Here is a 25,669-nt window from a genome sequence, read left to right on the forward strand (position 1 = left end):
CTATTTGAAGCAACGAAATAAGATTGAAACATTGTTTGGTTTGTTGAAAGCTAAATACAACTTAGTGACAAGTAAGGCGAGAAGTGTTCAAGGCTATTTAGCAGGAATTTATGCATCTTTATGTGCGTATCAGGTTTGTCATAAGAATAAGCCGAACATTCGAATCATCGGTGCTTCGGCTTAAACAGGATTCGGGTTACTTATTATTTTTTTAAATAAATATTAATATAAAAAAACTTACATTTTTAATTAAATAAATGTACTTTTTTAAATTTATTAATTTACTTTTTTATCATAACTAATTTACGTTTTTTATTTTATAAAATTACCTTTTTATTTTAGTTAATTTACATTTTTAATAAAAAATATTACATTTTTTTAGCCATAGAATCGACCTGCTCTACGACGTAATCCGAGCTGATGAATCGCTTTCACTAATACAGCATAAGAAACTTTATAGCCAAATTTTTTTTCAAATAATGGAACTAAATCACTGATATTTTGAAATTTTTGTTTATTAATGAAGGTTTTAAATGCATCAAAATCCTTGATATGAGAAGGTGCTCCACGTTTTTTATGACTTTGAGATTGTAGAGATCCTGTTTGTTCTTCAAGTTTTATCCAAGCATCAAGAGTGACTCTAGAAATATTAAATTCTTTACAAACAGCCACCTTATAATCGGTTTTTTTATATTTATCGATCGCTTTTCTTTTGGTTTCTAAACTATACTTTGCCATATTAAATCCATAAATAAGAAAATTATATTATATGGCATATTTTATGCAAGTTAATAAAAAGTGTTTATAATTTGAAGTGAAGTGTAATGGAAAAAACCTCTAAAGGATTGTCGTTGTGGCAAGTGGTTGCTATTGGCATTGCATATATGACACCGATGACTGTATTTGATACCTTTGGGATCGTATCAGGTACAACACAAGGTCATGTACCGTTAGCTTACTTGTTTGCCATGGTTGCGATGTTATTGACTGCATTTAGTTATGCACGTTTTAGTCGAGTTACTGAAAAATCAGGATCTGCATATACCTACACAGCGGATAGTTGTGGAGCATCTGTCGGTTTCTTTATCGGATGGTGTACGTTACTCGATTATTTACTGCTTCCATTAATTAATGCACTTTTATGTGGTATCTATTTATCTGCTTTATTTCCGAATTTACCTTATTGGTTTTGGGTCATGTTATCTGCAAGTTTTGTCACTTTTATTAATTGTTTTAGAGTCAAATTATTAGCGAATTTAAGTTTAATTTTTGTAGTTGCACCCATTGTTCTGATGTTTGTTTTTATTTATTTGGTGATTATTGGCGTTGGAAAATCACCTGATTATCATACAGTATGGACATTAAACCCTTTGTTTAATCAGCATACAGAGCTTTTACCCTTAATTGCAGGTGCATCTATTTTATGCTTTTCTTTTTTAGGCTTTGATGCAGTCACGACATTAGCGCATGAAACACATAATCCTAAAGTGAATATTCCTAAAGCAATTATTTTAACCACATTGATTGGCGGTTTTATTTTTTTTACTGCGTCATGGTTTATTCAATTGTATTTTCCAAGTAATCGATTATTTAAAAACCCTGATGAAGCATTACCTGAGATTGTACTGATTGTTGGTGGTGCCTTGTTTCAATCGGTATTTTTAGTGGGGCAAATTATGAATACTGTTGCATCAGGTTTAGCCAGCCATGCAAGTGCATCGCGTCTACTCTTTATTATGGGTAAAGATGGTATTTTTAATCAAAAAACGTTTGGTCATATGAGTAAAAAATGGGGCACACCTGTATTTTCCACCATTTTTGTGGGTGTGGTGTCTTTGGCTGCAATGTTTTTAAATCTTGCACAAGTGGTGAGCTTAATTAGTTTTGGTGCTTTGATTGCTTTTACCGCTGTAAATTTTTCAGTTTTTATGCGTTTTTATATTAAAGAACAGCAAAAAAATGGCATAAAAAATATGTTTCTGAATCTTATTTTACCCCTAGTGTCTGTTCTAGCGATCGCTTGCTTATGGTTTAACCTAGATCGCGAAGCTATGGTTTTTGGTGGGTTATGGTTTGCAGTGGGCGTAATTTTCTTTGTGTATAAGAAGTTGAAAAAGCAAGCATTACATATTAGTGGCGTATAAGGATAGTTTTGGAGTAATGATGATGAGTAAGCCTGTAATTTTAGAAGATGTTGAATTTAAACGAAGTCAGAATACATTAAATAGTGCAGATTGGAATTGGAGTTCAAAGCATTATGCAAATCATGATATTCCTGCTAACTACTATGAAAGCTCTCTTGCATCGTGGTTGTCATTTGATGCACTGAATAAAGATCTAACGTGTGATGTCGTTGTGATTGGTGCCGGTTTATTGGGTGCTTCTGCAGCATTACATTTAGCAGAGCAAGGGCTTGAAGTTGTATTGGTAGATAAAGATCGTATTGGTAGTGCAGCATCTGGTCGTAATGGTGGTCAGCTTACACCGGGGCTTGCTCGCTGGGAAGCGGAAGATATGATTCATCATTTTAGCCATGAAGAGGCAAAAAAAATATGGCAATTTACCGCGATTGAGTCGATGCAACTGATTGATGATATTGCTGATAAGTATGGGCTTCATTTGGCGCGAAGTTATGGTCATATTACTGCAGCTGTACATCCTGGGCATATTTCATCATTAACTAAAGGTGCGAATGCTCGTGTATTATTAGGAGATACCAATACTCACATAGTGAGTAAAAAAGAGCTTTTAGATTATGTCGTATCAGAAACATATCATGGTGGATTAATCGATAGATTAGGCGGGCAAATACATCCATTGGCATTAAATCGTGGTTTGGTACATGGGTTTTTAAAAAATAATGGTAGTGTGTATGAAAACACAACCGTGACATCTATCCATGAACAGAATGATTGTACATATGTAAATACAACTGAGGGCACAATCAAAGCTAAAAAAGCCGTAGTGATGGCTGTACATCATTCTTCTTTTCAGCTTTTAGAAAATAGCCCTAATACAACAATTCCATTTTTCACCTATGTGGGAGTAACGAAGCCTTTAGATGTAGATCTAGAGCAAATTCTACCCAAAAAATATCCTGTTTATGATACCCAATTACAAATTGATTATTACCGAGGAGTATCAAAAAATCGCTTGTTATTTGGTGGACAAGGTACAGGTTCGTGTTGGAATCCAGAAAAAACATCAGCATATTTACTTGGGCGTATCGCTCATGTTTTTCCAGATCTTAAAGCAACTTCATTTGATTTTGTATGGAGTGGTAAAACTGATTTAACGGTGAATGGTGCGGTAGATAGTCGAAAAAGTACTGCAAAAGCCCCTGTTTATGCTGTACATGGTTGGAGTGGGCATGGTGTTGCTCAAACGGTACGCATTGGTAAAGCAATTGCTGATGATGTATTTGGTTATAACCAAGATTATGATCGATTAACTCAAATTGAACATAAAAATATTCCATTGGGTCGGATGTTTGCACCTTTAGCTATTCCTTTAGCAAAATGTTTATACAGTGCGCAAATTGCTTTACAACCAGGAAAAATGATTTCTTTTTGATCGATATTGTGTGGTACAGATGAAAATATTCACGCTATATAGAGTCTTGCAGAATGCAACATATGCCGATATATAGCGTGTGATGAGATCTGGTATTGATTTTGCTGTACTGGAGGACTTTTGCAAAATAGAACAGATCGTATGGAAATCATCATATATTTTTTAATAGGTGGGATTGCTGGTTTTACAGCAGGTTTATTTGGGGTTGGCGGTGGTTTAATTATTGTTCCTATTTTATATATTGTGTTTCAACAACAAGGATATCCTATAGATACAGTAATGCATCTTGCATTAGGCACATCTTTGGCAACTATTCTTATTACCTCAATCAGTTCAATTTTAGCGCATCATAAAAAACAAGCTGTACTTTGGCCAGTGGTGAAAAATTTAAGTTTTGGATTATGTACAGGATCTTTTTTAGGTGCTGGTATTGCAGGCATACTATCGGGGTTTATTTTACAATTTTTGGTGGGATTATTTGCATTATTTATTGCTTACAGTATGTTTAATCATCGAAAAATAAATGTTGATACGAATAAAACATTGCCTTCAAAACAAAATCAATGGACTGCTGGAGCATTGATTGGTATAGCATCTGCCATCTTTGGTATTGGTGGAGGTTCTTTAACGGTACCTTATTTAAATAGATGTGGTGTTGTGATGCAAAAAGCGGTTGCCACTTCTGCTGCGTGTGGTTTTCCGATTGCTTTAGCAGGTGCTTTAGGTTTTATGTGGTTTGGTCAAAATCAAGCAATAAATTTACCACATACGTTGGGATATGTGCATATTTATGCTTTTTTAGGTATCAGTAGTATGAGTTTTTTATCGGCAAAATTGGGGGCTAAGATTGCACATCAATTATCACCACAGCGACTTAAAATAAGTTTTGGTTTTTTATTACTAACGATTGGGATTTACTTTATTGTCCAAGCTGGACGAGGGTTTTTTTAACCTACTGTTGATTTAAGAATCCATATTTTTTCCAAACATATATTTATTTTATTTGAATTTATCATAGGGCATTGAAAAATGCCCTATTTTTTATTGTACAGAATAAGTGCATTTTCTTTAAAAATGTTTCTTTCTAGCTCAGGCATTTTTGCAACATCCTTTGAGAAAACTTGGCTTTTACAGACAAATTTACTTCAGTAGACTCACTCTTACCGCAATATTTATTATTGTTTTTAAGTTTTTGATTCGTTCGCATAACGTTTGTTGGGGTGTATTGTCTAGGAGTGATTATGAATCAGGCACATGCATGGGATCGTATTTATGCAGATCCTCAGTTTAATCAATTGGTAATTAAACGACGTAAAGTCACTATTAAATTATTTTGTATTTCCATGTTGTTTTTTTTCGCTATTCCTTTTTTTTCTGTTGTATCTCCCAGTTTTTTACGTATTCAACTCATGGGTTCGATAAATGTTGGGCTCTTGCTAGTGATTGCTCAATATCTAGTTGGTGGATTAGTCGCATGGCGCTATGTGGTTGAATTGAAAAAAATTGATGAAATGTCACATCAATTAATTTCGACCTATGCTGATCATAGCTAGCATTTTTTATGTCTTATTTATACGGTTGTATTATGAATTATTTAAACATCAACGTACGTCGTATATTGAGCATTTTGAGCATCAGCTTAATCAGCCAATGTACTTTTGCACAATCTACTTTAGTGTCTGATAGTAGTCGTAATTTCACTTTTTTTATTTTTGCATTGTTATTTATTTTAACCTTTGTGGTTATTTATTTGGCCGCAAAAAAAAATACAACGACAGGTGATTTCTATACGGGAGGGGGTGCAATTTCAGGACGCACCAATGGTATTGCAATTGCAGGTGATTATTTATCAGCAGCAGCTTTTTTAGGTGTTTCAGGTTTAATTGCATTATATGGACTCGATGGCAGTATTTATTTGGTCGGTTTTTTTGTTTCATTTATTCCTGTCTTGCTTTTGGTGGCTGAACCTTGTCGTAATTTAGGAAAATATACGCTAGGTGATATTTTATCATTAAGAAATCACTTTAGATCGACCAAGTTTGTTGTGGCCATTTCAAGTATTTTAGTGGCTTTGTTTTATATGGTTCCACAAATTGTAGGTGGTGCTGTCATTATTAAAGCATTAATTGGTATTCCATACGAAACATCTGTGGTGGTTGTCGGTGTTTTGATGCTGAGTTATGTATTATTTGGTGGAATGCGAGCTACCACAGCTATACAGTTGTTTAAAGCAATTGTTCTGATTTCATTTTGTTTTTTACTGGTGATTTTAACGTGGATACCCTATGGATTTAATATTCACGGATTTTTTCAATCTGTTACAAATAGCCCGTTTATTCAGCAACATGTGTTATCTCTTTTAGGTAATTCATCTACTTTATCTGCAACAGAAGCGGGTCAGCGTTTTTTAGAACCAGGATTATATTTAAAAAGTCCTTTAGAGCAATTTTCTTTAAGTCTTGCGCTGGTGTTAGGTACAGCAGCCATGCCTCATATTTTAATGCGATTTTTTACGGTTGCTAATGCACAAGGTGCAAGATCATCTGCATTATGGGCCATGCTTGCGATTGGCGTGTGCCACTTATTTATTATTGTGATTGGTTTTTCAGCTGCTTTAAATATAGGCCCATTTGCCATTTCTCAAATTGACAAAGGCGGTAATCTTGCAGCACCGATGCTTGCTCAATTTTTAGGGGGTGGTGCTGACAGTATGACTGGTAATTTTTTACTGGCCTTAGTTGCTGCCGTTTCTTTTGCAACGATTGTTGCTGTGGTTGCAGGTTTAACACTTGCAGCAGCATCATCTTTGGCACACGATGTATATGTTGGTGCAATTAAAAATGGTCAAGCTACTGAGCATGAACAAAAAAATGCTGCTCGAATCGCCACAATTATTATGGTGCTCATTGCCATTGGTGTTGGAATTTTAGCGAAAGGTCAAAATGTTGCACATTTGGTTGGATTGGGTTATGCCGTTGCAGCTTCTGCAAATTTACCTGCATTACTCATGACATTATATTGGAAAAAATGCAGTACCGCTGGTGTGCTTGCAGGTGTTATTGGTGGAACGATACTGTCTATTGGTTTGGTCTTAATTTCACCAAATATGACCTATCCAATATTACAAAAAGAAGCGGCTATAGCCACAGTAAAAACTTTAGATACAAAACTCAATCAAGTTAAAGACGGGACGTTGCAAGCCTCTGATCGTGAGCTCATAGAGTGGAAAAAAACACGTGATATTGCAGTAGATAAAATCATTCATACACCAGATCAAGCAACAAGCCTTGTAGGGTTAGAAAAACCACTGATGAATTTAAAGAATCCAGGCATTATTTCCATTCCTGTGGGTTTTTTATTGGTCATTATTTTTTCATTGTTGTTTCCAAGTCGTTATTCACAACAGTCGTGGACAGAGTTTTCTGTGCGTAGAGAGTCGGGACTAGGTGTACATAAACCTGTCAATCATTAAATATCAGATCGTGAGTAAGGTCGAATGAACTTTACTCAGTGTCATTGAATATAGAGTATTTTAAGATGAGCAAACTACCTGTTACTAAAGTTGCTGCTGCTCACGTAGCACCTGTATATATGAATAAATCGGCAACGGTTCAAAAGGCTTTAGCGATTATTGATGAAGCTGCAAAAAATGGCGCAGAATTGGTGGTTTTTCCAGAATCATTTATACCCGGATTTCCAGTTTGGGCTGCATTATGGGCACCGATTTATAATCATGAGTGGTTTAAAATCATGGTAGAAAATAGTGTATTAATCAATGGTCCAGAAATCTGTGCCATTCGTGCAGCAGCAAAACGTCATGGCATATTTATTTCTTTAGGGTTTAGTGAGGCTACAGAGGTGAGCGTTGGTTGTATTTGGAACAGCAATATTATGATTGGTGATGATGGTGAAATACTAAATCATCATCGTAAATTAGTCCCCACATTTTATGAAAAAATGGTATGGGCTGCCGGTGATGGAAAAGGATTACAGGTTGTAGATACAAGAATCGGAAAAATTGGTGCGCTTATTTGCGGTGAAAATACCAATCCGTTAGCTAAATATGCTTTAGCTGCTCAAGGGGAGCAAATTCATATTTCAGCATGGCCTGCAATTTGGCCGACCCGAAAACCCGGAGTACATAACTTTAACAATTTAGAAGCCAATCGTATTCGTGCAAGTAGTCATTGTTTTGAAGCAAAAGTATTTGGCATTATTAGTGCAGGATTTATGGATCAAACAATGATTGATTGTTTATCAAAAGATGCAGATCAAGATGCGTTAGAGGTCATTTTAAATACCCCTAGAGCAGCTACACAGTTTATTACACCAACAGGTGAAGTGATTGGTGATACATTACAAAACGAAGAAGGGATTGCTTATGCAACGTTTGATTTAAATGCGTGTATAGAACCTAAACAATATCATGATATTGTCGGTTATTATAATCGGTACGATGTATTTGATTTGGCAATCACACGTAAACGTGATGTTCCTGCACGGTTTGTAGATGATATATCTCAGGCGAAAATAGGCTGTACTGAGTTTGATCAAAAACTTATTAGTGATGAATGATCAAAAACGGATTCACTCATCAAGTATTATATTTCTTTCATGATAATGCTTGGTGGGCAAGGGTAGTCCTGCTGAAATATTTCATATAAAAAAGACATCGTTGTTTTAATTCTACGAGTGTATCTTAAATCTTGGTGTACAGACATCCACAAAGTTCTAGATGTTTTCACTTGATTGTCTAATATTTTGATGAGCCCTAAGTTTTCTGCTTGTGCAAAATTAGGTAGCATAACAATTCCCATACCCGCAGCGGCAGCGTACATTTGAGATAACATACTTGTCGAGCAAAAGACAATGTGGGGTTGTGTAGTGGCTTCATCTAACCAACGTACAGTATCTAATTGTATTAAATCATTAATGTATGAAACAAAACGATGTGTATTTAAATCTTGAATAGATTTCGGCTGTCCTTTTTCTGCTAAATAAGCTGGAGAAGCATATAAATACAGTGAAAATTCACCAATCGGTAAGGCATCAAGACCTCTTGCTTCAAGTGGGAAAAAACTTAAAAAAATATCTGCTTCACGCCTATTCACATGAATCATTGTTGAAGAAGTTACCAACTCAATTAGTAACGAAGGATGACGTGCTCTTAGTTTTGCAAATTGCCCTGCAAGATATAAGGTTGCAATTCCTTCCATAGATGCAACACGTACTCTACCATGTGGTTCAGAAACAGTATGATTTACGCTTTCAAGCAAAGAAAGAGCTGCACGTTCCATGTCTTCAACATGTTGAAGTAGATTTTCACCTTGTGGTGTTAAATGAATACCTTGGTGATCTCTTTCAAGCAATGCGCTATTTAATTGATACTCTAAGTGAGTAATTCGTCGACTGACGGTTGAATCATCAATAGATAATTGTTTTGCTGCTGAGGACAGTGTTTTACTACGTGCTACGGTCAGGAAAACCCGAAGGTCATTCCAATTTAAACGATTGAGATCCATAGGAGCCCTCAATAAAAATGTAGGAGCCTAAGCATAGTGTCAGTATGAATCAAATGTTGTCAAACACTTTAAATAGATCATGTTTATTTTACCGTATTATGTCATTAAAATAAGATATATTGTGAACCTTTACGCCAATTGTAGCGTAAAGTGAAATTTATAAAGATATTGAGGTAAAAATGAAAGGCACTATTTTAGACTTTTCAATACAGTCGGGGACAGGGGAAATTGCAGCAGAAGATGGTCATTGCTACGAATTTCAGGGGAAACAGTGGCGTGAAAAAACAATGCCTGAAAAAGGGATGCATGTTGATTTTTCTATTGAATCAACGATAGGGCAAGCGATTGACGTGTACTTGGTTCAGCGCGATGAACCCTCTTTTTTGTCTAAACATCATGCAGTAGAAGAAAATTACAATCTGATTGATTGGACTAAAAAATGTTTTCAAAATTATACGAATTTTAGAGGTCGAGCATGCCGTAAAGAGTTTTGGTTATTTTACTTGACCATTATGATTGTGAGTATATGTACTCAAACAATAGATGCAAAGGTGGATTCAAATGGTTTGTTTAATATATTGTGGAATATCATGACTTTAATTCCTCTACTTTCTGCAGGTGCGCGTCGACTACATGACACAGGGCGTTCGGGGTGGTGGCAACTGCTTATATTAACCCTTATTGGTATTATTCCGTTAATCATTTTCTTAGCATCTGAAACAAAACCAGAAAATAACAAATGGGGTGTTCCTGCAAAATAAATAAATCTTCCCATTACATGAAATAATCTGTAATGGGGAGCTATTCCCCATATTTGGCAGCAAATTTTTCATCAGATGTACATAGATAAATAATAAATTCAATAAAAGAGATCAAATAAGGAATAAATGTCCAACAAAAGATTAAATAAACAATACCCCAGCCAGTTTGACCTAAATAAAATTTATGTACACCAAATCCTCCTAAAAAAAAGGCCAATAAAGCAGCAATAAAGCGATTTTTATGGCCAAATTTTTGATAAACAAATATTTTCTCATTGGCAGTGGCATAAATATCTTGGGCTTGATTACGGTGTGCAGCAAAGTCAACACTCATGCCTTTGTGTGGCACTGAACGATCTTTCCAAGCATGTGAGGTAAACTCATAACGATTGCCATCTTCTGCTGCAATAATACCTTGGTTGCGTTGTAACGAAAAATCTAAGATTGTACCTTTCATTTTTTGCTCTTGAGATGAGGGTGAAGTGGCTGTAACTCAATAAAAAAAGAGCATGAAGTGCTCTTTTTTTATTGAGTGTTGTCTTACGTTAAGCATCAAGCAATGCTTGAGCTTCAGCAAGTTGTAAAGTTCCTTCGTAAATAGCACGGCCTGTTATTGCACCCAAAATACCTGTTTGGCCTTTTAAGTGTTTGACATCATCTATGTTAGTGACACCACCTGATGCAATAATAGGTAAACCACAGTATTGTGCTAAAGCAACAGTTTGTTCAACATTTACGCCTTGCATCATACCATCACGTGCAATGTCTGTATAAACAATGCTTGAAACCCCTGCATCTGCAAAACGTTTTGCTAAATCAGTGGCTTTTAAATCGAGTACATTGGCCCAACCATCGGTAGCAACGAAGCCCTCTTTGGCATCAATACCTACAATAATTTTACCTGCAAAAGCACGGCAAGCCTCTTCAACGAACTCAGGTTCTTTGGCTGCTTTTGTACCAATAATTACATAAGATACACCTGCATCGAGATAATGCTCAATGGTTTCGAGTGAACGTATGCCACCACCAATTTGTATTGGCAATGTTGGATGAGCTTTTGCAATCGCTTCAACCACATTTTTATGAATTGGTGTTCCAGCAAATGCACCATTTAAGTCGACTAAATGTAAACGGCGAGCACCTTCATTAACCCAATGTGTTGCTGTTGCCACGGGGTCATCTGAAAATACAGTATCATCTTCCATACGACCTTGTTTGAGTCGAACGCATTTTCCATCTTTTAAGTCAATTGCTGGAATGATCAGCATAATTAAACACCTTTAACATCGCATCATAAAATGAAGCATGATAGTAACAAATTATTGAAATATCTCTAAAGTAAATTGTGAGTGATCGTATAATTTACACTACAACACATTGTTTAAGAGGAACTGATCGCACTTGCATTAGGGGTAGATGCAGGTTTTTGTTCGATATATGTGTGATGTTCAGAAATTTTTACTTCCGATACTGGCATAGAGTAAGCGTGAACAAATAACCAAATCGTGATTAAAAGACTCCATAAAGGTAGCAATAGCATGGGCCAACCAAGAATTTTTTCCCATGTTTGCGTTTTACGTACTGATCCATAGGTATTTTGATCATTTGTTCCTTTGGCATACATTAAATAAAATGTAAAAAAGAATCCAACTACAGGTACAAAATTTAATAAAAAAATCCAACCCACTTTGTCTAAGTCATGCAAACGCTTAATTGACAATATGACATTCATGTACATGATTGCTAAAGTGATTAATCCAATCACGACTATACTCACTACAGCAAAAGTATTACTCGTATCAAATTGAGTGTGTGCAGGGTCAACTCCAAAGCTTAAAAGGTAAACGACATAAATGGCGACTCCTATCATGACGGGTAAAAAAACCACCAAAAATAGCCATGCTGCATAAGACAGACGCCCCAATCTACCATCGGCACTGAAGATAGACGGATTGGGGGTATTTTGCTGTTCAATTCTTTGAGTCATTATTGTTCTCTATTTTGAATGTGATTTAATTCAATAAAAAAATGATCTATGATAATTGCTTATCTATTATAGGTCAGATGGTGCTTGGTTCAATAATTTTTAGTCAAAATAAAATGCGGAATACTTCTTAATAGCTTACGTAAAAGAAGAGAATAAACCAAGATGTTGTATAAATGATCATACAAAAAATGATACTTAAAACGACAATTGATCGCAAAGCATCTTTGATGGAGTGGCTGAGTGTGCAAAAAATAAGACATTCATCGTAATGAAATGATGGTTGAGTAGGTCATGATGATGGGTATATGTCGATGAGAAGAGATAAATTTGCAGCAGGGCAAATTTATCTCTATAAGCATATATTTGTTATATATTCCACTCAACAAAATTTTTCAATAATTGCAAACCTGCGGTATGGCTTTTTTCAGGATGAAATTGTGTTGCAAACAAATTTTCTTTATGAATTGCAGCGCAAAAGTCCACACCATACTGACAACGGGCAGCAACAAGTGCTTGATCGACAGGTTCAACATAAAAGCTATGCACAAAGTAAAAACGAGTATCTTGTGCAATGTTATTCCACATAGGGTGTGTAGGATCAACTTGCTGCACTTGATTCCAACCCATATGTGGTACTTTAAGGTTAGGTTGTTCAGGAAATTGTTTGACTGTACCTTCAAAAATACCCAAAGCTGTACTGCCGCCATTTTCTTCTGATCGATTCATTAAGGCTTGCATACCTACACAAATCGCTAAAACAGGTTTGTTTAACGCAGCGTGTTTGATTACATCATCAATACCGGCATCTTGCATCCCTTGAATGCAATCACGCATTGCTCCGACACCCGGAAAGACTATTTTATCTGCACGTGCAACTATTTTTGGATCATTTGTGACATCAACACGTGCACCCACATATTCAAGTGCTTTTGCAGCCGAATGCAAGTTGCCCATGCCATAGTCAAGTAGCGCAATACGAGTCATTATAAACTTCCTTTAGTTGATGCAATAGTACCCGCTGCACGAGGGTCTTGTTCACATGCCATACGTAGTGCACGTGCGAAAGCTTTAAAGGTACTTTCAATTTGATGATGACTGTTTTTACCTTTAAGATTGTCGATATGTAATGTCATCAAAGCATGATTTACAAACCCTTGAAAGAATTCTGAAAACAAGTCAACGTCAAATGTGCCGATACGTGCACGAGTAAAAGGAATGTCCATAAACAGTCCAGGACGGCCAGAAATATCTACAACAACGCGAGAAAGTGATTCATCAAGCGGTGCATAAAAATGACCGTAACGGCGAATACCTTTTTTGTCACCTAGTGCTTGGGCAAAAGCTTGACCTAGGGTAATCCCACAGTCTTCAACCGTGTGATGATCATCAATGTCTAAGTCGCCATCACAATGAATATCGATATCGAACAGACCATGGCGTTTAATTTGATCGATCATATGATCTAAAAATGGAACACCGGTATTGAGTGTGCCTTGACCTGTACCATCGAGATTGACACGCACTTTAATTTTAGTTTCGTTGGTGTTTCTCACTACTTCACTGATACGTTGTGTCATAAACACATTCCTCAAAATGGCTAATTCTAAATAAAAATGGCTGTTTCATCTTGCTATACTAGATGGCTAGGCAGGCTTAATCAATGCCCAAACGATTATATCATGTTGCCTATATTTACAAAGTATATTGAATGAATTAGACCATTTGAATCTTGGTTGTATGTTATAAAATAAAGCATTTAGTCTGAATAGAAGTACTTTTATAAGAAAAAAATTATATTTTTGAGATTTAATGCTTGACGAAATAATTTGAAACGTGTTTAATACGCTCCACATTGGCGTGATAGCTCAGTCGGTAGAGCAACGGATTGAAAATCCGTGTGTCCCCAGTTCGATCCTGGGTCTCGCCACCATAAATTTGTGTTTTTATATCTCTGATCTCATCAGAGATTTTTTTTGCCTAAACATTGCTCAATCATTTGAAAGATTAAAGTTTTTTATTGACTCAATGGCATAATTCAGGCTTAATATACCCATTGGCGTGATAGCTCAGTCGGTAGAGCAACGGATTGAAAATCCGTGTGTCCCCAGTTCGATCCTGGGTCTCGCCACCATATTCAAAAACCCCTATTACGTGTTAATAGGGGTTTTTTAATGCGTATTAAAGAATAAAATGTATATAATCTATTCATCGATGATGGGCTGAAAAATATTTGCTCAATCGTATTTCACGATATAAACAATTGATATTTAAAATGAAGACATCATTAATTTTAGATTCCCACTTGATTAAATGATAATCATTTTCATATACTAAATCCTACCTAAAAGGCATTCGGTTTATCTATGAAATATAAAAGCAATATTAGCCTACAAGAAGTCAATAACACGGTACCTATTCCTAAAAATGCATCTTTTTTACGTAAATTGTTTGCTTTTTCTGGTCCTGGTGCATTGGTTGCTGTTGGATATATGGACCCAGGAAATTGGATTACGTCTATTCAGGGTGGGGCATTGTATGGCTACTTGTTGCTGAGTGTGATTTTATTATCTAGTTTAATTGCGATGTTATTACAAGCCATGTGCAGTAAATTGGGTATTGTTACAGGTATGGATCTTGCACAAGCCACCAAGGTTATTGCAGGAAAAAAATGGTCTGTTGTGTTATGGATTGTGGCAGAACTTGCCATTATGGCCACAGACATTGCAGAAGTGATTGGCACAGCGATTGCCTTAAATTTGTTGTTTGGTTTACCACTGATGCTAGGGGTGTTGATTACCTTATTGGATGTGTTTTTACTGTTATTCTTTTTGTCTTTAGGCATTAGAAAAATAGAAGCTTTTGTTTTTACATTAATTTTAACGGTATTTGTCATCTTTGCATATGAAGTTATGTTGGCTTCTCCACATTTGGGTGATGTGGTACGTGGGTTTATTCCCCAAAAAGAAATTTTTACCGCCCATCTTTCAGGGCAAGATTCAGCATTATTAATTGCCTTGGGTATCGTGGGTGCAACGGTCATGCCACACAATTTATATTTACACTCATCGCTGGTTCAATCTAGAAAGTATGAACGTTCAGTCAAGGGCATGAAAGATGCCATTAAGTTTTCTATTTTTGACTCAAATTTACAGCTTAGTTTTTCTTTTATTATTAATTGTTTGCTCTTGGTTTTGGGTGCGGCATTATTTTTTGGCCATGACCCAGAGCAATTTGGCCGCTTTTCACAACTGTATCATGCTTTAGAAAATCCAAATATAGTGGGGCATATCGCAAGTGGTTTGTTGGCCACCTTATTTGCCGTTGCATTATTGGCTTCAGGACAAAACTCAACCATTACGGGGACTTTAACTGGTCAAATTGTGATGGAAGGTTTTGTAACGTTAAAAGTGCCTGCATGGCTACGTCGTTTTATTACACGTGGTTTAGCCACGCTACCTATTTTGACTGCAATTTACTTTTGGGGTGATCGTGAAGATGTTGTCGAAGGTTTATTGATTTATTCACAAGTCTTTTTAAGCTTAGCTTTGCCTGTATCTATGATTCCATTAATTTGGATCACATCAAATAAAAAATGGATGGGTGAGTTTGTAAATTCAAAATTAACGATCACTATTGGTGTTATCGCTACGGTGTTGTTGATTGCATTGAATCTGCAATTAATTATAGAAACAGCCAGTAAGTTTTTGAGTTAATTCTGAAAAATAAGATGAGAAAATGAATTGAAGTGGTTAAACAATATATGTAAAAACAAGTAACTAGATGCATTTAGTATGTATTTAGAATCATTGTGCAATCGAGTAAAAGACGTTTGTGTTTTGTTGCAAGTATGATGATTGAAACAGTGGTTTAGCCCAATCAATGGGAATGATCTGTAATAAAGTCTGATGTATGCGATAAGGTGTAAACCTTACCGCATAGATGCGTGTTTATGGTTTCATGGTGCCATAGGTTTCAAAATTGGTATGCCATTCAATGGCTTCTTTTAAGAGGTGTGGTGTATGCCCACCTTTGGCAGATGCTCGATGAAAATAGTCTAAAATGAGGTCTTTGTAGTCTGGGTGAACGCAGTTCTCGATAATTTCTAAGGCACGTTCTCTTGGCGCGAGTCCTCGTAAATCTGCTAACCCTTGTTCAGTAACCAAAATATCAGTGTCATGCTCGGTGTGATCTACATGGCTAACCATTGGCACTACCGATGAAATAAGCCCCTGTTTTGCAATAGATTTGGTTACAAAGATGGCTAAATGCGCATTTCGTGCGAAATCTCCTGATCCTCCAATCCCATTCATCATTTTACTGCCACTCACATGTGTTGAGTTCACATTGCCATAAATATCAAATTCAAGTGCCGTATTAATACTGATAATTCCGAGTCTACGAATAACTTCAGGATGATTGGAAATTTCTTGAGGGCGTAATATAAATTTATCTTTGTAGTGATCAATATTTTCAAACACGCGTTGTCCACATGCTTTAGACAAGGTTACAGAAGAGGCCGATGCAAATGACATTTTCCCTGCATCGATCAGTTCAAAAGCAGAGTCTTGGAGTACTTCGGAATACATGACAAGATCATTAAATGGTGATGTTTTAAAGCCTGAAAGCACAGCATTTGCAATTGAACCAATGCCTGCTTGGATTGGGCCTAAGTGGGCAGGCAGTCGTCCTTGCTTCACTTCATGTTCAAAAAAATGAATGAGATGATCAGCAATAGACTGTGTTTCTAAATCGGGCTCAGTAATATTTGAGGCTGAGTCAGGTGTGTCATTAAACACAATACCAATCACTTTATCTGCATCAAAGGCAATGCCCCGTGTACCTATACGATCTTTCACTTGAGTGAGTGGAATCGGTGAGCGATGAGGTCTGTTGGTGGGGGTGTAGATATCATGCAAACCTTCAAGTGCAGTACTAACACTGGTGTTGATTTCAATTAATATTTTATCTGCAAACTCAATAAAGCTGGCAGAGTTACCTACAGATGTGGTGGGAATAATAAAACCATCTTCGGTAATTGCTACAGCTTCAATAATGGCAAGATCGGGCTTTTTTAGCGTGAGATTTCGCATTTGCTCGACAGTTTCTGACAAGTGTTGATCAATAAACATCACTTCACCCATATTAATGGCTTTTCGTAATGTGTTATCTACTTGAAAGGGCATACGCCGTGCAAGTACACCGCTTTCAGTTAATTTTTTGTCGAGATCATTGCCTAAGCTTGCTCCTGTCACTAATGTAATTTTTAAAGCCTCTTGTTTAGCACGAGCAGCTAAAGCCAAAGGAATGGCTTTAGCTTCACCTGCACGAGTGAATCCACTCATGCCAACCACCATTTGATCTTTAATGCACATGGCTGCTTGTTCAGCTGAAATAATTTTATCTTGAAGTTGTGCGAGTCGAATATGGTGCTGTGGCATGATCAATGGTCTCAGTGTGCGTCTACAAATAAATGCGGTGCTTTAGTTAGGTTAAAGCTATCCTACGTGAGGCAATGGTTGTCACCTAGATGCTTTATCCTAAGGTCTAATGATGAATTGTTGTGTGTTAACGTGGGTTAGGTTGAATCATCGGTAGTGTAATTGTGACTTCAAAGCCACCACGCTCTTTATTTTTTAATTGAATGGTACCTTGGTGTAAGTCTACAATTCTTTTTACGATTGCCAGTCCTAACCCGCTGCCTTGTATGGTTCGTGCTGCATCACCACGTACAAATGGTTGTAGTAACTCAAGTATTTGTGCATTAGGTACCCCTTGTCCATGATCTGCAACACAAATTTCTAACTGATCTGCCTTCACTATCGCTTTAATATCTATTGGTTCTGCACCATAGCGTTTTGCATTGTTGATTAAGTTACCAATCAAGCGTTTGAGTGAAAGGCTTCTGACCATAATATCGGGAATAGGATGCGGTTCAAAGCGAATATTTAAGGGTTGAAATTGTACAATCAGTTCTTGTAAGAGTGTATTAATATTTGCTTGAGAGGGTTCTTCATCGGAACCATCGCGCATATACGAAATAAATTGGCTTAAAATCGCATCCATATCATCAACATCGTAAACTAAACCTTCTCGTAAAAACTCATCAGGTAGCATTTCTGCTGTTAATCGAATACGTGTTAGAGGGGTTCTTAAATCGTGAGAAATACCTGCAAGCATGATTTTTCGATCTTTTTCAGTTTGTTCTAAAGTGTGTACCATGTGGTTAAATGCTTGATTAACTTGGCGAATCTCTAATGGTCCATGATTGATTTCTAAGTAAGGTGCACGGCCAGTTTGACTGTAAGATCGGGCTGCATTTTGCAAGCGTTTAAGTGGGCGATTTAATTGTCTGACGAGCGTTAAAATAATGATGGCTGACACTAACGGAATGCCGACAAGCCAAGCAATAATTAATTCTATACTGTAGTCTGCGTAACTGACTAAAGGCTCTTTGAGCCAATTACCTTGCATATCTGGTGTTTGAACCCAAATGGTTGGCGAAGGTTTGAATTTGAAATATACCGTAACACCGTCACGTTTGACTTGCATTTCTTGTGCGAGTCTTTTTTCAATACGACTAGTAAAAATATCTGCAATGAGTTTTTTTTGTACATCGGGATATTGTTTTGGATCGGTAATATATTCAACGCCTAGGCGGTGTTTTAACCATTCATCTGTATCAATATTTTGATCTTTATACACAATATGGAAATTGGGGTTATGAATAATATCAAGCTGAATGGCAAGGTAGCGTGCATGTTGCTGAATTTCGGGCAAATACAAGGTTCGCCAAAAAAATAAAATAGAGGTAAAGAGGCTAAAACAGACCACCACAGTGACTAAAACTGTGGTTCGAACCGCAGCAGATTTTGGTTTGAGTCGGTCTAAGAAGCGCTCTAAAGGTGTGCGCTCCTGTTGTTTTGGGTGGTCTAATGAGCTTGTGTTTGAAGTGGTGTTCATGTCATGTGTTATTCAGAACCATCGGGTACAAACACATAACCAATGCCCCACACGGTTTGAATGTAGCGAGCACGTGCAGGATTATCTTCAATTAAGCGACGTAAACGAGAAACCTGTACATCAATAGAGCGTTCCATGGCACCCCATTCGCGACCACGTGCAAGATTCATGAGTTTGTCACGCGTGAGTGGCTCACGAGGGTGTTGTACTAGGGCTTTTAATACCGCAAATTCACCTGTTGTGAGTGTCACGACTTGGCCTTCTCGAGTGAGTGTTCGAGTAGATAGGTCAAGTGACCATGAACCAAAACCAATGACTTCCATTTGCTGACTTGGTGCACCAGGTACTTCTCGTACTTGACGGCGTAAAATGGCACGAATACGTGCAAGTAACTCATTTGGGTTAAATGGTTTTGGTAAGTAGTCGTCTGCTCCTGCATCTAAGCCTGCAATACGATCTGCATCGCTGCCACGTGCGGTTAGCATAATAATAGGTGTGTCTAAATTTGACTGACGTAAACGACGGCAAATACTCAAACCATCTTCTACAGGTAACATAAAATCGAGTACGATGAGCGAAAATAGTTCACGTTGTAATAGACGATCCATTTGTGTTGCGTCGTGTGCGGTTTTTACCACAAAGCCTTTATCTTCTAAAAAGCGTTGCAGTAGTGTGCGTAGTCGTACGTCATCATCAACGACTAAAATACGTTCAACACGGTCTGTTTCATGCGTGTTGTGATCAGTTGGTTCAGCAGGTACCACTAAACTCATACAGTGCTCCCTTTTTATATGTTTATTTCATTTTAGATCTTTTGAGTATAATGCGATAACCCTATCTATGGCTATGTATTAATGCAGTGAATTGTATAAAAATATACAATATAGATATAGGTTTAGTGCTTTGACTTGACTTGAAAAGAAAGGGCAATATGGCTTTTTATGGTGTTAAAATAGATCTATTGAGACGATCAAAATCCTATTTAGCCCAATTTATTGCGATAAAACACAAATTTTATTGTTCTAGCTGTAGATTTTACAAGCATGGCCTTTATAATCTTGGCCTTTAGTTTATGTTCCTTAAGTAGGATTCCATACGATGACTGACCTCGTTCAGCAGTTGGCAAGTGAGATTGCCGCACGTCCGAACCAAGTAGAAGCTGCAATTCGTTTGATTGATGAAGGTGCAAGCGTGCCGTTTATTGCACGTTACCGTAAAGAGGTTACGCAGGGGCTCGATGATGTGCAGTTACGTCAGCTTGATACCCGTTTGAACTATTTACGCGACTTAAACGAGCGTCGTGAAAAAGTCATTCAATCATTGACTGAGCAAGAAAAACTCAACGACGATTTGCTTGCACGTATTAATGCAGTAACGACAAAAAATGCGTTAGAAGAAATTTATGCGCCGTATCGTCCAAAACGTAGCAGTAAATCGTTCAAAGCAAAAGAGGCAGGTTTAGGCCCGATTGCAACACAGATTTTAACGCAAGACATCGACCCTCAAGAGGCACTTGTCGGGTTTAGTCATGAAGACTATGCAGATCTTGAAAGCCAGCTTGATGCGGTTCAACACATTATTATTGATGAGTGGGCGCAAAATATTGCCTTGTCTGTAGAGCTAAAGAAAATTTTTGCCAAAACTGCCATTTTAAAAAGTGCTGTTGCTTCTGATGAAAAGAAAGAAGTGGGTAAAAAATTTAGAGACTATTTTGAATTTTCAGAAAATTTAAATAAAGTTGCATCACATCGTTTATTGGCCATGTTGCGTGGGCGTCAAGAAAATGTGTTAGGCCTGAAAATTGATGGCGAAAATGATGCGCCACTGGCTGCCATTTGGCAAAATTATACATTAGATCAAATACAGCCTGCGGCAAGACAAGCATTTTTACAACAAACGGCCACATTGTTTTGGTCGGCAAAAATTCGCCCACAAATTGAACATAGCTTATTAACAGAAAAACGTTTAGCTGCTGAAGCTGAAGCTGTAGATGTATTTTCAGAAAACTTACGCCATTTACTCTTATCTGCGCCTGCAGGTGGTCGTTGTACTTTGGGGGTAGATCCTGGTGTACGTACAGGCGTGAAGTTGGCTGTTGTGAACGCATCGGGTGATGTGGTCGCACACAGTACTGTATATCCATTTGCACCTAAAGAAGACAAAGCAGGCGCTAAACAAGAATTAGCACGTCTATGTCGCGATTTTTCTGTCGAGCTTGTTGCCATTGGTAATGGTACTGCAAGTCGTGAAACAGAAAATGTGATTGCAGAAATGATGGCAGAAAACACTGATTTAACGCTTACTCGTGTAACTGTAAGCGAAGCAGGTGCATCTGTATATTCTGCAAGTGAGCTTGCAAGCCAAGAATTACCTGATTTAGATGTGTCGATTCGTGGTGCGGTATCTATTGCACGCCGTTTACAAGACCCATTGGCTGAATTGGTAAAAATTGATCCAAAATCAATTGGTGTAGGGCAATACCAGCATGACGTCAATCAAACAGGCTTAAATACCGCACTTGAAGCAGTGATTGAAGATTGTGTAAATGCAGTTGGGGTTGATGTGAATACAGCTTCTCCTGCGATTTTGGCGCACATTGCTGGCCTCAATAAAGCCATTGCACAACAAATTGTGGAATATCGTAAAGCACATGGCCAATTTACCAATCGACAAACATTAAAAAATGTACCTCGTTTAGGAGAGCGTACATTTGAACAAGCAGCAGGATTCTTACGTATTCATGCAGGTGAGCAAGCACTTGACGCATCTGCAGTACACCCAGAAAGCTACGATTTGGTTGAACGCATCGCACAAGCACAAAACGTCTCTGTACAAGACCTGATTGGTCAAACAGAAATTATTCGTAAAGTGAATGTCGAACAGTTTGTCGATGAAGCTCAAGTTGGTATATTGACCGTCAAAGATGTATTGAGTGAATTGGAAAAGCCCGGTCGTGATCCACGCCCTGAATTTCGTACAGCAAAGTTTCGTGATGACATTGTTGAAGTCGCTCATTTAACAGAAGGTCTTGAGCTTGAAGGTGTAGTCACCAATGTGACAAACTTTGGTGCTTTTGTTGATGTGGGTGTACACCAAGATGGTTTAGTACATATTTCTGAATTGGCCAATGAGTTTGTGGCTGATCCACAAAAAATTGTTAAACCGGGTCAAATTGTTAAAGTGCGTGTAATACATGTCGATGTTGAGCGTAAACGTGTGAATTTGAGTATGCGTCCAGAGGGTTCACAAGCAGAAGCGAAGCAACAACGTGTGACAACACGTCGTGAAAAGCCAAGTGATGTATCTGCAGCAACGAAAACATCGAACAAACGTACTTCACCACGTGCCAATACAACCCCTCAAAACAAACAGCGTACTAAGCAAGATAAACCACAAGAGCAAAAAATTGGTGGTTTAGGTGCACTGTTATTACAAGCAGGTATTAAAAACAACAAGTAAATCCAGTCAGTTGGCAGACTATTTTGACGTAAGTAGGTCGAAATAGTCTGCTTTGACTGTTTAGCACAGATATTTAAGAATATGAATGCTGCTAAGCTGAGCACATGGGATTAAAAACAAAAATAAGCTGTGATGTAAGTATGATATTTATGTAGTTACATAAACTGTGTAATACCTCTCCAAAGCGAGTGATTACATCAAATCACTTTTAAATCATGTATAAATTCATAAAAATCTATTGAGAAATAAGGTATACAAACTTTAAATAATCTTGATTCATTAGAACGTTTTATTGTTTATTGCCATTTTAAGATGCTATGCATATTTTAAATCAAGCACGACCATATTTTACAAAATATTGAATGACGTATTTGAGGTATTTGGACGTGTTCATTTAGAACGCTCAATGATGCGTTTTACATCGTATCGTAATGAAAGAGCAGACACTATAATGCAATCTACTCCCTCGTTTTAAATGGGTGTTATTTAGCGATAAAATGGATATTAGATGGTATTTAAGCCTATTTTACCAATGTTCACCTGGGAAAATTTTAGCATACGCGCGCTGAATCAGATTTAACTTTTCTTTTTCACCGCGAGAGCGACTTGAGCTTGGAAAAAGATGAAAACCAATCGACATAAGTGTGTTATTAACACTTGGCGCAATGGCGTAACTAATCGATGCTAAACGTCCTAAATGTGTTGCAATACTTTTAGGGCGTTTAACAATTGCCTCTGCGATTAAATCAGCTGCTTGTTCGGTCGATAGTGTAGGCACATAATTGTATATTTTGGTGGGTGCAATCATTGGTGTACGTACTAAAGGCATATAGACCGAAGTAATGGCAATTTTATGTCGGTGTACCTCTGCGGCTAAACAGCGACTAAATGCATCTAAAGCGGCTTTTGACGCCACATAAGCAGAAAAGCGCGTAGCGTTGGCCAATACACCAATTGAACTTATATTAATAATATGGCCGTTCTTACGTTTAATCATATGTGGAAGTAGATTGAGTACCAAACGTACTGCACCAAAATAATTGAGTTGCATGGTACGTTCAAAATCATGGAATCGGTCTAAGGATTCTTCAACTGCACGGCGAATAGAACGCCCTGCATTGTTAATTAAAATATCAATATATTCAACTTCAGCCAAGATTTTTGAAGTACACGCATCGATTGCATTCATATCATTAAGGTCACACGGATAAACCGATGCATGTCCACCCGCTTGTTCAATTTCTGCTTTGACTTTAAATAAATCCTCTTCGGTACGAGACAACAATAAAACATGCGCACCTGCTTGAGCCAAACGTTTTGCAATGGTCAGGCCAATACCGCTAGATGCACCTGTAATAAGTGCCACTTTACCTTGAACTTGGTCTTGAAAAAGTTGCTCTAATTTTTTCTTCACGAGATTTACCTAGCTTGAGTCTATCTAAAAAAGCAGTGGTGAGGTTGTAAATAGATATGTCAAAACCCCATCTTTTACCAAGGTTAAATCATAGCAAAATATCGCCTTAAAATAATGATAAAATCACCTGTATTGTTGATTGGCATGTAAATCAATCATTGGTGATGCGTTTGGTAAATTGAGGGTCATGAATTAGACCTAAAGAAAGAGATATACATGATTGATAACAATCATGCCTTATATTTTGATGGCTTTAAGGTATAATGTGATCAGTAGTTAAAGCAATATCACGATCACTATTTTCATTGAGGAGTCTTTGTGGCCCAATATATTTATACAATGAATCGAGTGTCTAAAATGGTTCCACCGAAGCGTGAAATCTTAAAAGACATCTCTCTTTCATTTTTCCCGGGTGCGAAAATTGGTGTACTAGGTTTAAATGGTGCGGGTAAGTCCACACTGCTTCGTATTATGGCAGGTGTAGATAAAGACTTTTCGGGCGAAGCACGTGCTCAACCTGGTATTAAAATTGGCTATTTAGAGCAAGAACCGCCGTTAGATCCAAATAAAGATGTACGCGGTAATGTAGAAGATGGTTTAAGAGAACCGCTAGATGCGTTGGCGCGTTTAGATGAAGTATTTGCAGAATATGCTGCTGAAGATGCAGATTTTGATGCTTTGGCAAAAGAACAAGAAAAACTTGAAGCCATTATCCATGCTTGGGATGCACACAACTTAACCAATCAAATGGAACAAGCTGCAGATGCATTGCGTTTACCTGCGTGGGACGCAGATGTCAATAAACTTTCGGGTGGTGAGCGTCGTCGTGTTGCCTTATGCCGTTTGTTGTTGTCTAAGCCAGATATGCTTTTACTCGATGAACCAACCAACCATTTAGATGCAGAGTCGGTGTCTTGGTTAGAACGTTTCTTAAAAGATTTTGCAGGTACCATTGTTGCAATTACCCATGACCGCTATTTCTTAGATAACGTGGCTGAATGGATTTTAGAGCTTGACCGTGGTCATGGTATTCCTTATCAAGGAAATTATACGACTTGGCTTGAGCAAAAAAATGCCCGCCTAGAGCAAGAAAATAAGCAAGAAGAATCATTTGCTAAAGCACTGAAAAAAGAGCTGGAGTGGGTGCGTTCTAATGCCAAAGGTCAGCAAAAGAAAAACAAAGCGCGTATGGAACGTTTTGAAGAACTCAACTCAAAAGAGTTCCAAGAGCGTAACGAAACGTCTGAAATTTACATTCCACCTGGCCCACGTTTAGGTAATAAAGTGGTTGAAGTGGAAAATATCAGTAAATCTTTTGGCGATCGTTTGCTGTATGAAAACTTAAGCTTTTCTGTTCCACCTGTATCGATTGTGGGTATTGTTGGGCCAAATGGTGCAGGTAAAACCACGCTATTTCGTATGATGACTGGTGAACAGCAACCCAATACAGGAACTGTAACAGTTGGTGAGTCGGTTAAAGTGGCCTATGTTGGGCAGATTCGTGAAGCACTCGATGACAGTAAAACCGTGTGGGAAGAAGTCTCTGGTGGTTTGGATATTTTAAAAGTGGGTGACTATGAGATTGCATCTCGTGCATATATTGGTCGCTTCAATTTTAAAGGTTCGGATCAGCAAAAACGTGTAGGGGATTTGTCAGGTGGTGAGCGTAACCGTTTACAGCTTGCGAAAATCTTACAGCAAGGTGCAAACGTACTGTTACTTGATGAACCATCAAATGACCTTGATGTTGAAACTTTACGTGCTTTAGAAGATGCAATTTTGGTCTTCCCAGGTACGGTTATGGTTGTATCGCATGACCGTTGGTTCCTAGACCGTATTGCAACACATATTTTAGCATTTGAAGATGAAGGCCCTGAATTCTTCGATGGTAACTATACTGAATATGAAGCATATCGTAAAAAGAAACTTGGCGAAGATGCACGACCAAAACGTGCAAAATATCGAAAAATTGGTGCTTAATTGACCGAAAAAA

Annotated in this window: 21 protein-coding genes, 2 tRNA genes and 1 pseudogene; 13 read left to right on the forward strand and 11 right to left on the reverse strand. The window is 37.5% G+C overall.

Going from position 1 to position 25,669, the window contains the following annotated elements; all coding sequences use genetic code 11:
- A pseudogene (locus I2F17_RS04065) lies at nucleotides 1–184 on the forward strand (IS982 family transposase); the annotation flags it as partial.
- A gap of 194 nt (nucleotides 185–378) precedes the next feature.
- Here the strand turns inward: I2F17_RS04065 and I2F17_RS04070 are convergent.
- Entirely contained in the window at nucleotides 379–738 is a 360-nt protein-coding gene (locus tag I2F17_RS04070; RefSeq protein ID WP_211139147.1) for a COG3415 family protein, read from the reverse strand.
- Nucleotides 739–824: 86 nt separating this feature from the next.
- On the opposite strand from I2F17_RS04070, the gene I2F17_RS04075 reads away from it, so the two are divergent.
- The 6 genes from I2F17_RS04075 to I2F17_RS04100 all read left to right on the forward strand — a co-directional run bounded on the left by I2F17_RS04075 (nucleotide 825) and on the right by I2F17_RS04100 (nucleotide 8,148).
- The gene (locus tag I2F17_RS04075) at nucleotides 825–2,144 is read left to right on the forward strand and encodes an APC family permease (protein WP_211139148.1); all 1,320 of its coding nucleotides are present in this window, start codon (nucleotides 825–827) and stop codon (nucleotides 2,142–2,144) included.
- A 16-nt stretch (nucleotides 2,145–2,160) separates the two neighbouring features.
- Nucleotides 2,161–3,573, forward strand: a complete 1,413-nt coding sequence (locus I2F17_RS04080) for an NAD(P)/FAD-dependent oxidoreductase (RefSeq protein WP_235985913.1) — start codon at nucleotides 2,161–2,163, stop codon at nucleotides 3,571–3,573.
- A 141-nt stretch (nucleotides 3,574–3,714) separates the two neighbouring features.
- Nucleotides 3,715–4,524, forward strand: a complete 810-nt coding sequence (locus I2F17_RS04085; RefSeq protein ID WP_211139242.1) for a sulfite exporter TauE/SafE family protein — start codon at nucleotides 3,715–3,717, stop codon at nucleotides 4,522–4,524.
- A 290-nt stretch (nucleotides 4,525–4,814) separates the two neighbouring features.
- Nucleotides 4,815–5,126, forward strand: coding sequence for a DUF485 domain-containing protein (locus I2F17_RS04090; protein ID WP_211139150.1), 312 nt, complete (start codon nucleotides 4,815–4,817; stop codon nucleotides 5,124–5,126).
- A 32-nt stretch (nucleotides 5,127–5,158) separates the two neighbouring features.
- On the forward strand, nucleotides 5,159–7,045 hold the full coding sequence (locus tag I2F17_RS04095; protein ID WP_211139151.1) for a solute symporter family protein: 1,887 nt from the start codon (nucleotides 5,159–5,161) through the stop codon (nucleotides 7,043–7,045).
- 65 nt (nucleotides 7,046–7,110) lie between these two features.
- Entirely contained in the window at nucleotides 7,111–8,148 is a 1,038-nt protein-coding gene (locus I2F17_RS04100; RefSeq protein WP_211139152.1) for a carbon-nitrogen hydrolase family protein, read from the forward strand.
- 26 nt (nucleotides 8,149–8,174) lie between these two features.
- On the opposite strand, the gene I2F17_RS04105 is transcribed toward I2F17_RS04100, so the two are convergent.
- Nucleotides 8,175–9,095: a LysR family transcriptional regulator gene (locus I2F17_RS04105; RefSeq protein WP_211139153.1), complete on the reverse strand. Its 921-nt coding sequence runs from the start codon at nucleotides 9,093–9,095 to the stop codon at nucleotides 8,175–8,177.
- Between the two features lie 179 nt (nucleotides 9,096–9,274).
- Between I2F17_RS04105 and I2F17_RS04110 the strand changes: the two genes are divergently transcribed.
- The gene (locus tag I2F17_RS04110) at nucleotides 9,275–9,856 is read left to right on the forward strand and encodes a DUF805 domain-containing protein (protein ID WP_211139154.1); all 582 of its coding nucleotides are present in this window, start codon (nucleotides 9,275–9,277) and stop codon (nucleotides 9,854–9,856) included.
- Between the two features lie 40 nt (nucleotides 9,857–9,896).
- Here the strand turns inward: I2F17_RS04110 and I2F17_RS04115 are convergent, their stop codons facing one another.
- The 5 genes from I2F17_RS04115 to hisB form a co-directional block, all read right to left on the reverse strand.
- A complete protein-coding gene (locus I2F17_RS04115) occupies nucleotides 9,897–10,313 on the reverse strand; it encodes a TM2 domain-containing protein (protein ID WP_196422138.1) in 417 nt (138 codons plus the stop codon).
- An 88-nt stretch (nucleotides 10,314–10,401) separates the two neighbouring features.
- A complete protein-coding gene (gene hisA / locus I2F17_RS04120) occupies nucleotides 10,402–11,124 on the reverse strand; it encodes a 1-(5-phosphoribosyl)-5-[(5-phosphoribosylamino)methylideneamino]imidazole-4-carboxamide isomerase (protein ID WP_196422139.1) in 723 nt (240 codons plus the stop codon).
- 113 nt (nucleotides 11,125–11,237) lie between these two features.
- Nucleotides 11,238–11,843, reverse strand: a complete 606-nt coding sequence (locus I2F17_RS04125; protein WP_211139155.1) for a DUF805 domain-containing protein — start codon at nucleotides 11,841–11,843, stop codon at nucleotides 11,238–11,240.
- A 366-nt stretch (nucleotides 11,844–12,209) separates the two neighbouring features.
- Nucleotides 12,210–12,827, reverse strand: coding sequence for an imidazole glycerol phosphate synthase subunit HisH (hisH, locus tag I2F17_RS04130; protein ID WP_196422141.1), 618 nt, complete (start codon nucleotides 12,825–12,827; stop codon nucleotides 12,210–12,212).
- Entirely contained in the window at nucleotides 12,827–13,420 is a 594-nt protein-coding gene (gene hisB, locus I2F17_RS04135) for an imidazoleglycerol-phosphate dehydratase HisB (protein ID WP_196422142.1), read from the reverse strand. Before hisB ends, hisH begins: the two co-directional genes overlap by 1 nt.
- A gap of 277 nt (nucleotides 13,421–13,697) precedes the next feature.
- Here hisB and I2F17_RS04140 point away from each other — a divergent pair.
- The 3 genes from I2F17_RS04140 to I2F17_RS04150 all read left to right on the forward strand — a co-directional run bounded on the left by I2F17_RS04140 (nucleotide 13,698) and on the right by I2F17_RS04150 (nucleotide 15,556).
- Nucleotides 13,698–13,773 (forward strand) — tRNA-Phe (locus I2F17_RS04140).
- 125 nt (nucleotides 13,774–13,898) lie between these two features.
- A tRNA-Phe gene (locus tag I2F17_RS04145) sits at nucleotides 13,899–13,974 on the forward strand.
- A gap of 232 nt (nucleotides 13,975–14,206) precedes the next feature.
- Nucleotides 14,207–15,556 (forward strand): Nramp family divalent metal transporter, encoded by a 1,350-nt coding sequence (locus tag I2F17_RS04150; RefSeq protein ID WP_211139156.1) that lies wholly within the window; start codon nucleotides 14,207–14,209, stop codon nucleotides 15,554–15,556.
- 234 nt (nucleotides 15,557–15,790) lie between these two features.
- On the opposite strand, the gene I2F17_RS04155 is transcribed toward I2F17_RS04150, so the two are convergent.
- From I2F17_RS04155 to ompR, 3 genes are all read right to left on the reverse strand, one after another.
- Nucleotides 15,791–17,281 (reverse strand): acetyl-CoA hydrolase/transferase family protein, encoded by a 1,491-nt coding sequence (locus I2F17_RS04155; RefSeq protein WP_211139157.1) that lies wholly within the window; start codon nucleotides 17,279–17,281, stop codon nucleotides 15,791–15,793.
- A 127-nt stretch (nucleotides 17,282–17,408) separates the two neighbouring features.
- Nucleotides 17,409–18,803, reverse strand: a complete 1,395-nt coding sequence (locus tag I2F17_RS04160; RefSeq protein WP_211139158.1) for an ATP-binding protein — start codon at nucleotides 18,801–18,803, stop codon at nucleotides 17,409–17,411.
- A gap of 8 nt (nucleotides 18,804–18,811) precedes the next feature.
- The gene (gene ompR, locus I2F17_RS04165) at nucleotides 18,812–19,576 is read right to left on the reverse strand and encodes an osmolarity response regulator transcription factor OmpR (RefSeq protein WP_196422146.1); all 765 of its coding nucleotides are present in this window, start codon (nucleotides 19,574–19,576) and stop codon (nucleotides 18,812–18,814) included.
- Between the two features lie 325 nt (nucleotides 19,577–19,901).
- Between ompR and I2F17_RS04170 the strand changes: the two genes are divergently transcribed.
- Nucleotides 19,902–22,262 carry a Tex family protein gene (locus I2F17_RS04170; RefSeq protein WP_196422147.1) on the forward strand — a complete coding sequence of 787 codons (2,361 nt, stop codon included), beginning with the start codon at nucleotides 19,902–19,904 and terminating at the stop codon, nucleotides 22,260–22,262.
- A 526-nt stretch (nucleotides 22,263–22,788) separates the two neighbouring features.
- On the opposite strand, the gene I2F17_RS04175 is transcribed toward I2F17_RS04170, so the two are convergent.
- A complete protein-coding gene (locus I2F17_RS04175; protein ID WP_211139159.1) occupies nucleotides 22,789–23,676 on the reverse strand; it encodes an SDR family NAD(P)-dependent oxidoreductase in 888 nt (295 codons plus the stop codon).
- 318 nt (nucleotides 23,677–23,994) lie between these two features.
- Here I2F17_RS04175 and ettA point away from each other — a divergent pair, with 318 nt between their 5' ends.
- A complete protein-coding gene (ettA, locus tag I2F17_RS04180; protein WP_196422149.1) occupies nucleotides 23,995–25,656 on the forward strand; it encodes an energy-dependent translational throttle protein EttA in 1,662 nt (553 codons plus the stop codon).
- Nucleotides 25,657–25,669: the final 13 nt, after the last annotated feature.

It is taken from the genome of Acinetobacter baretiae (assembly GCF_015627105.1).
GTDB classification, from domain to species: domain Bacteria; phylum Pseudomonadota; class Gammaproteobacteria; order Pseudomonadales; family Moraxellaceae; genus Acinetobacter; species Acinetobacter baretiae.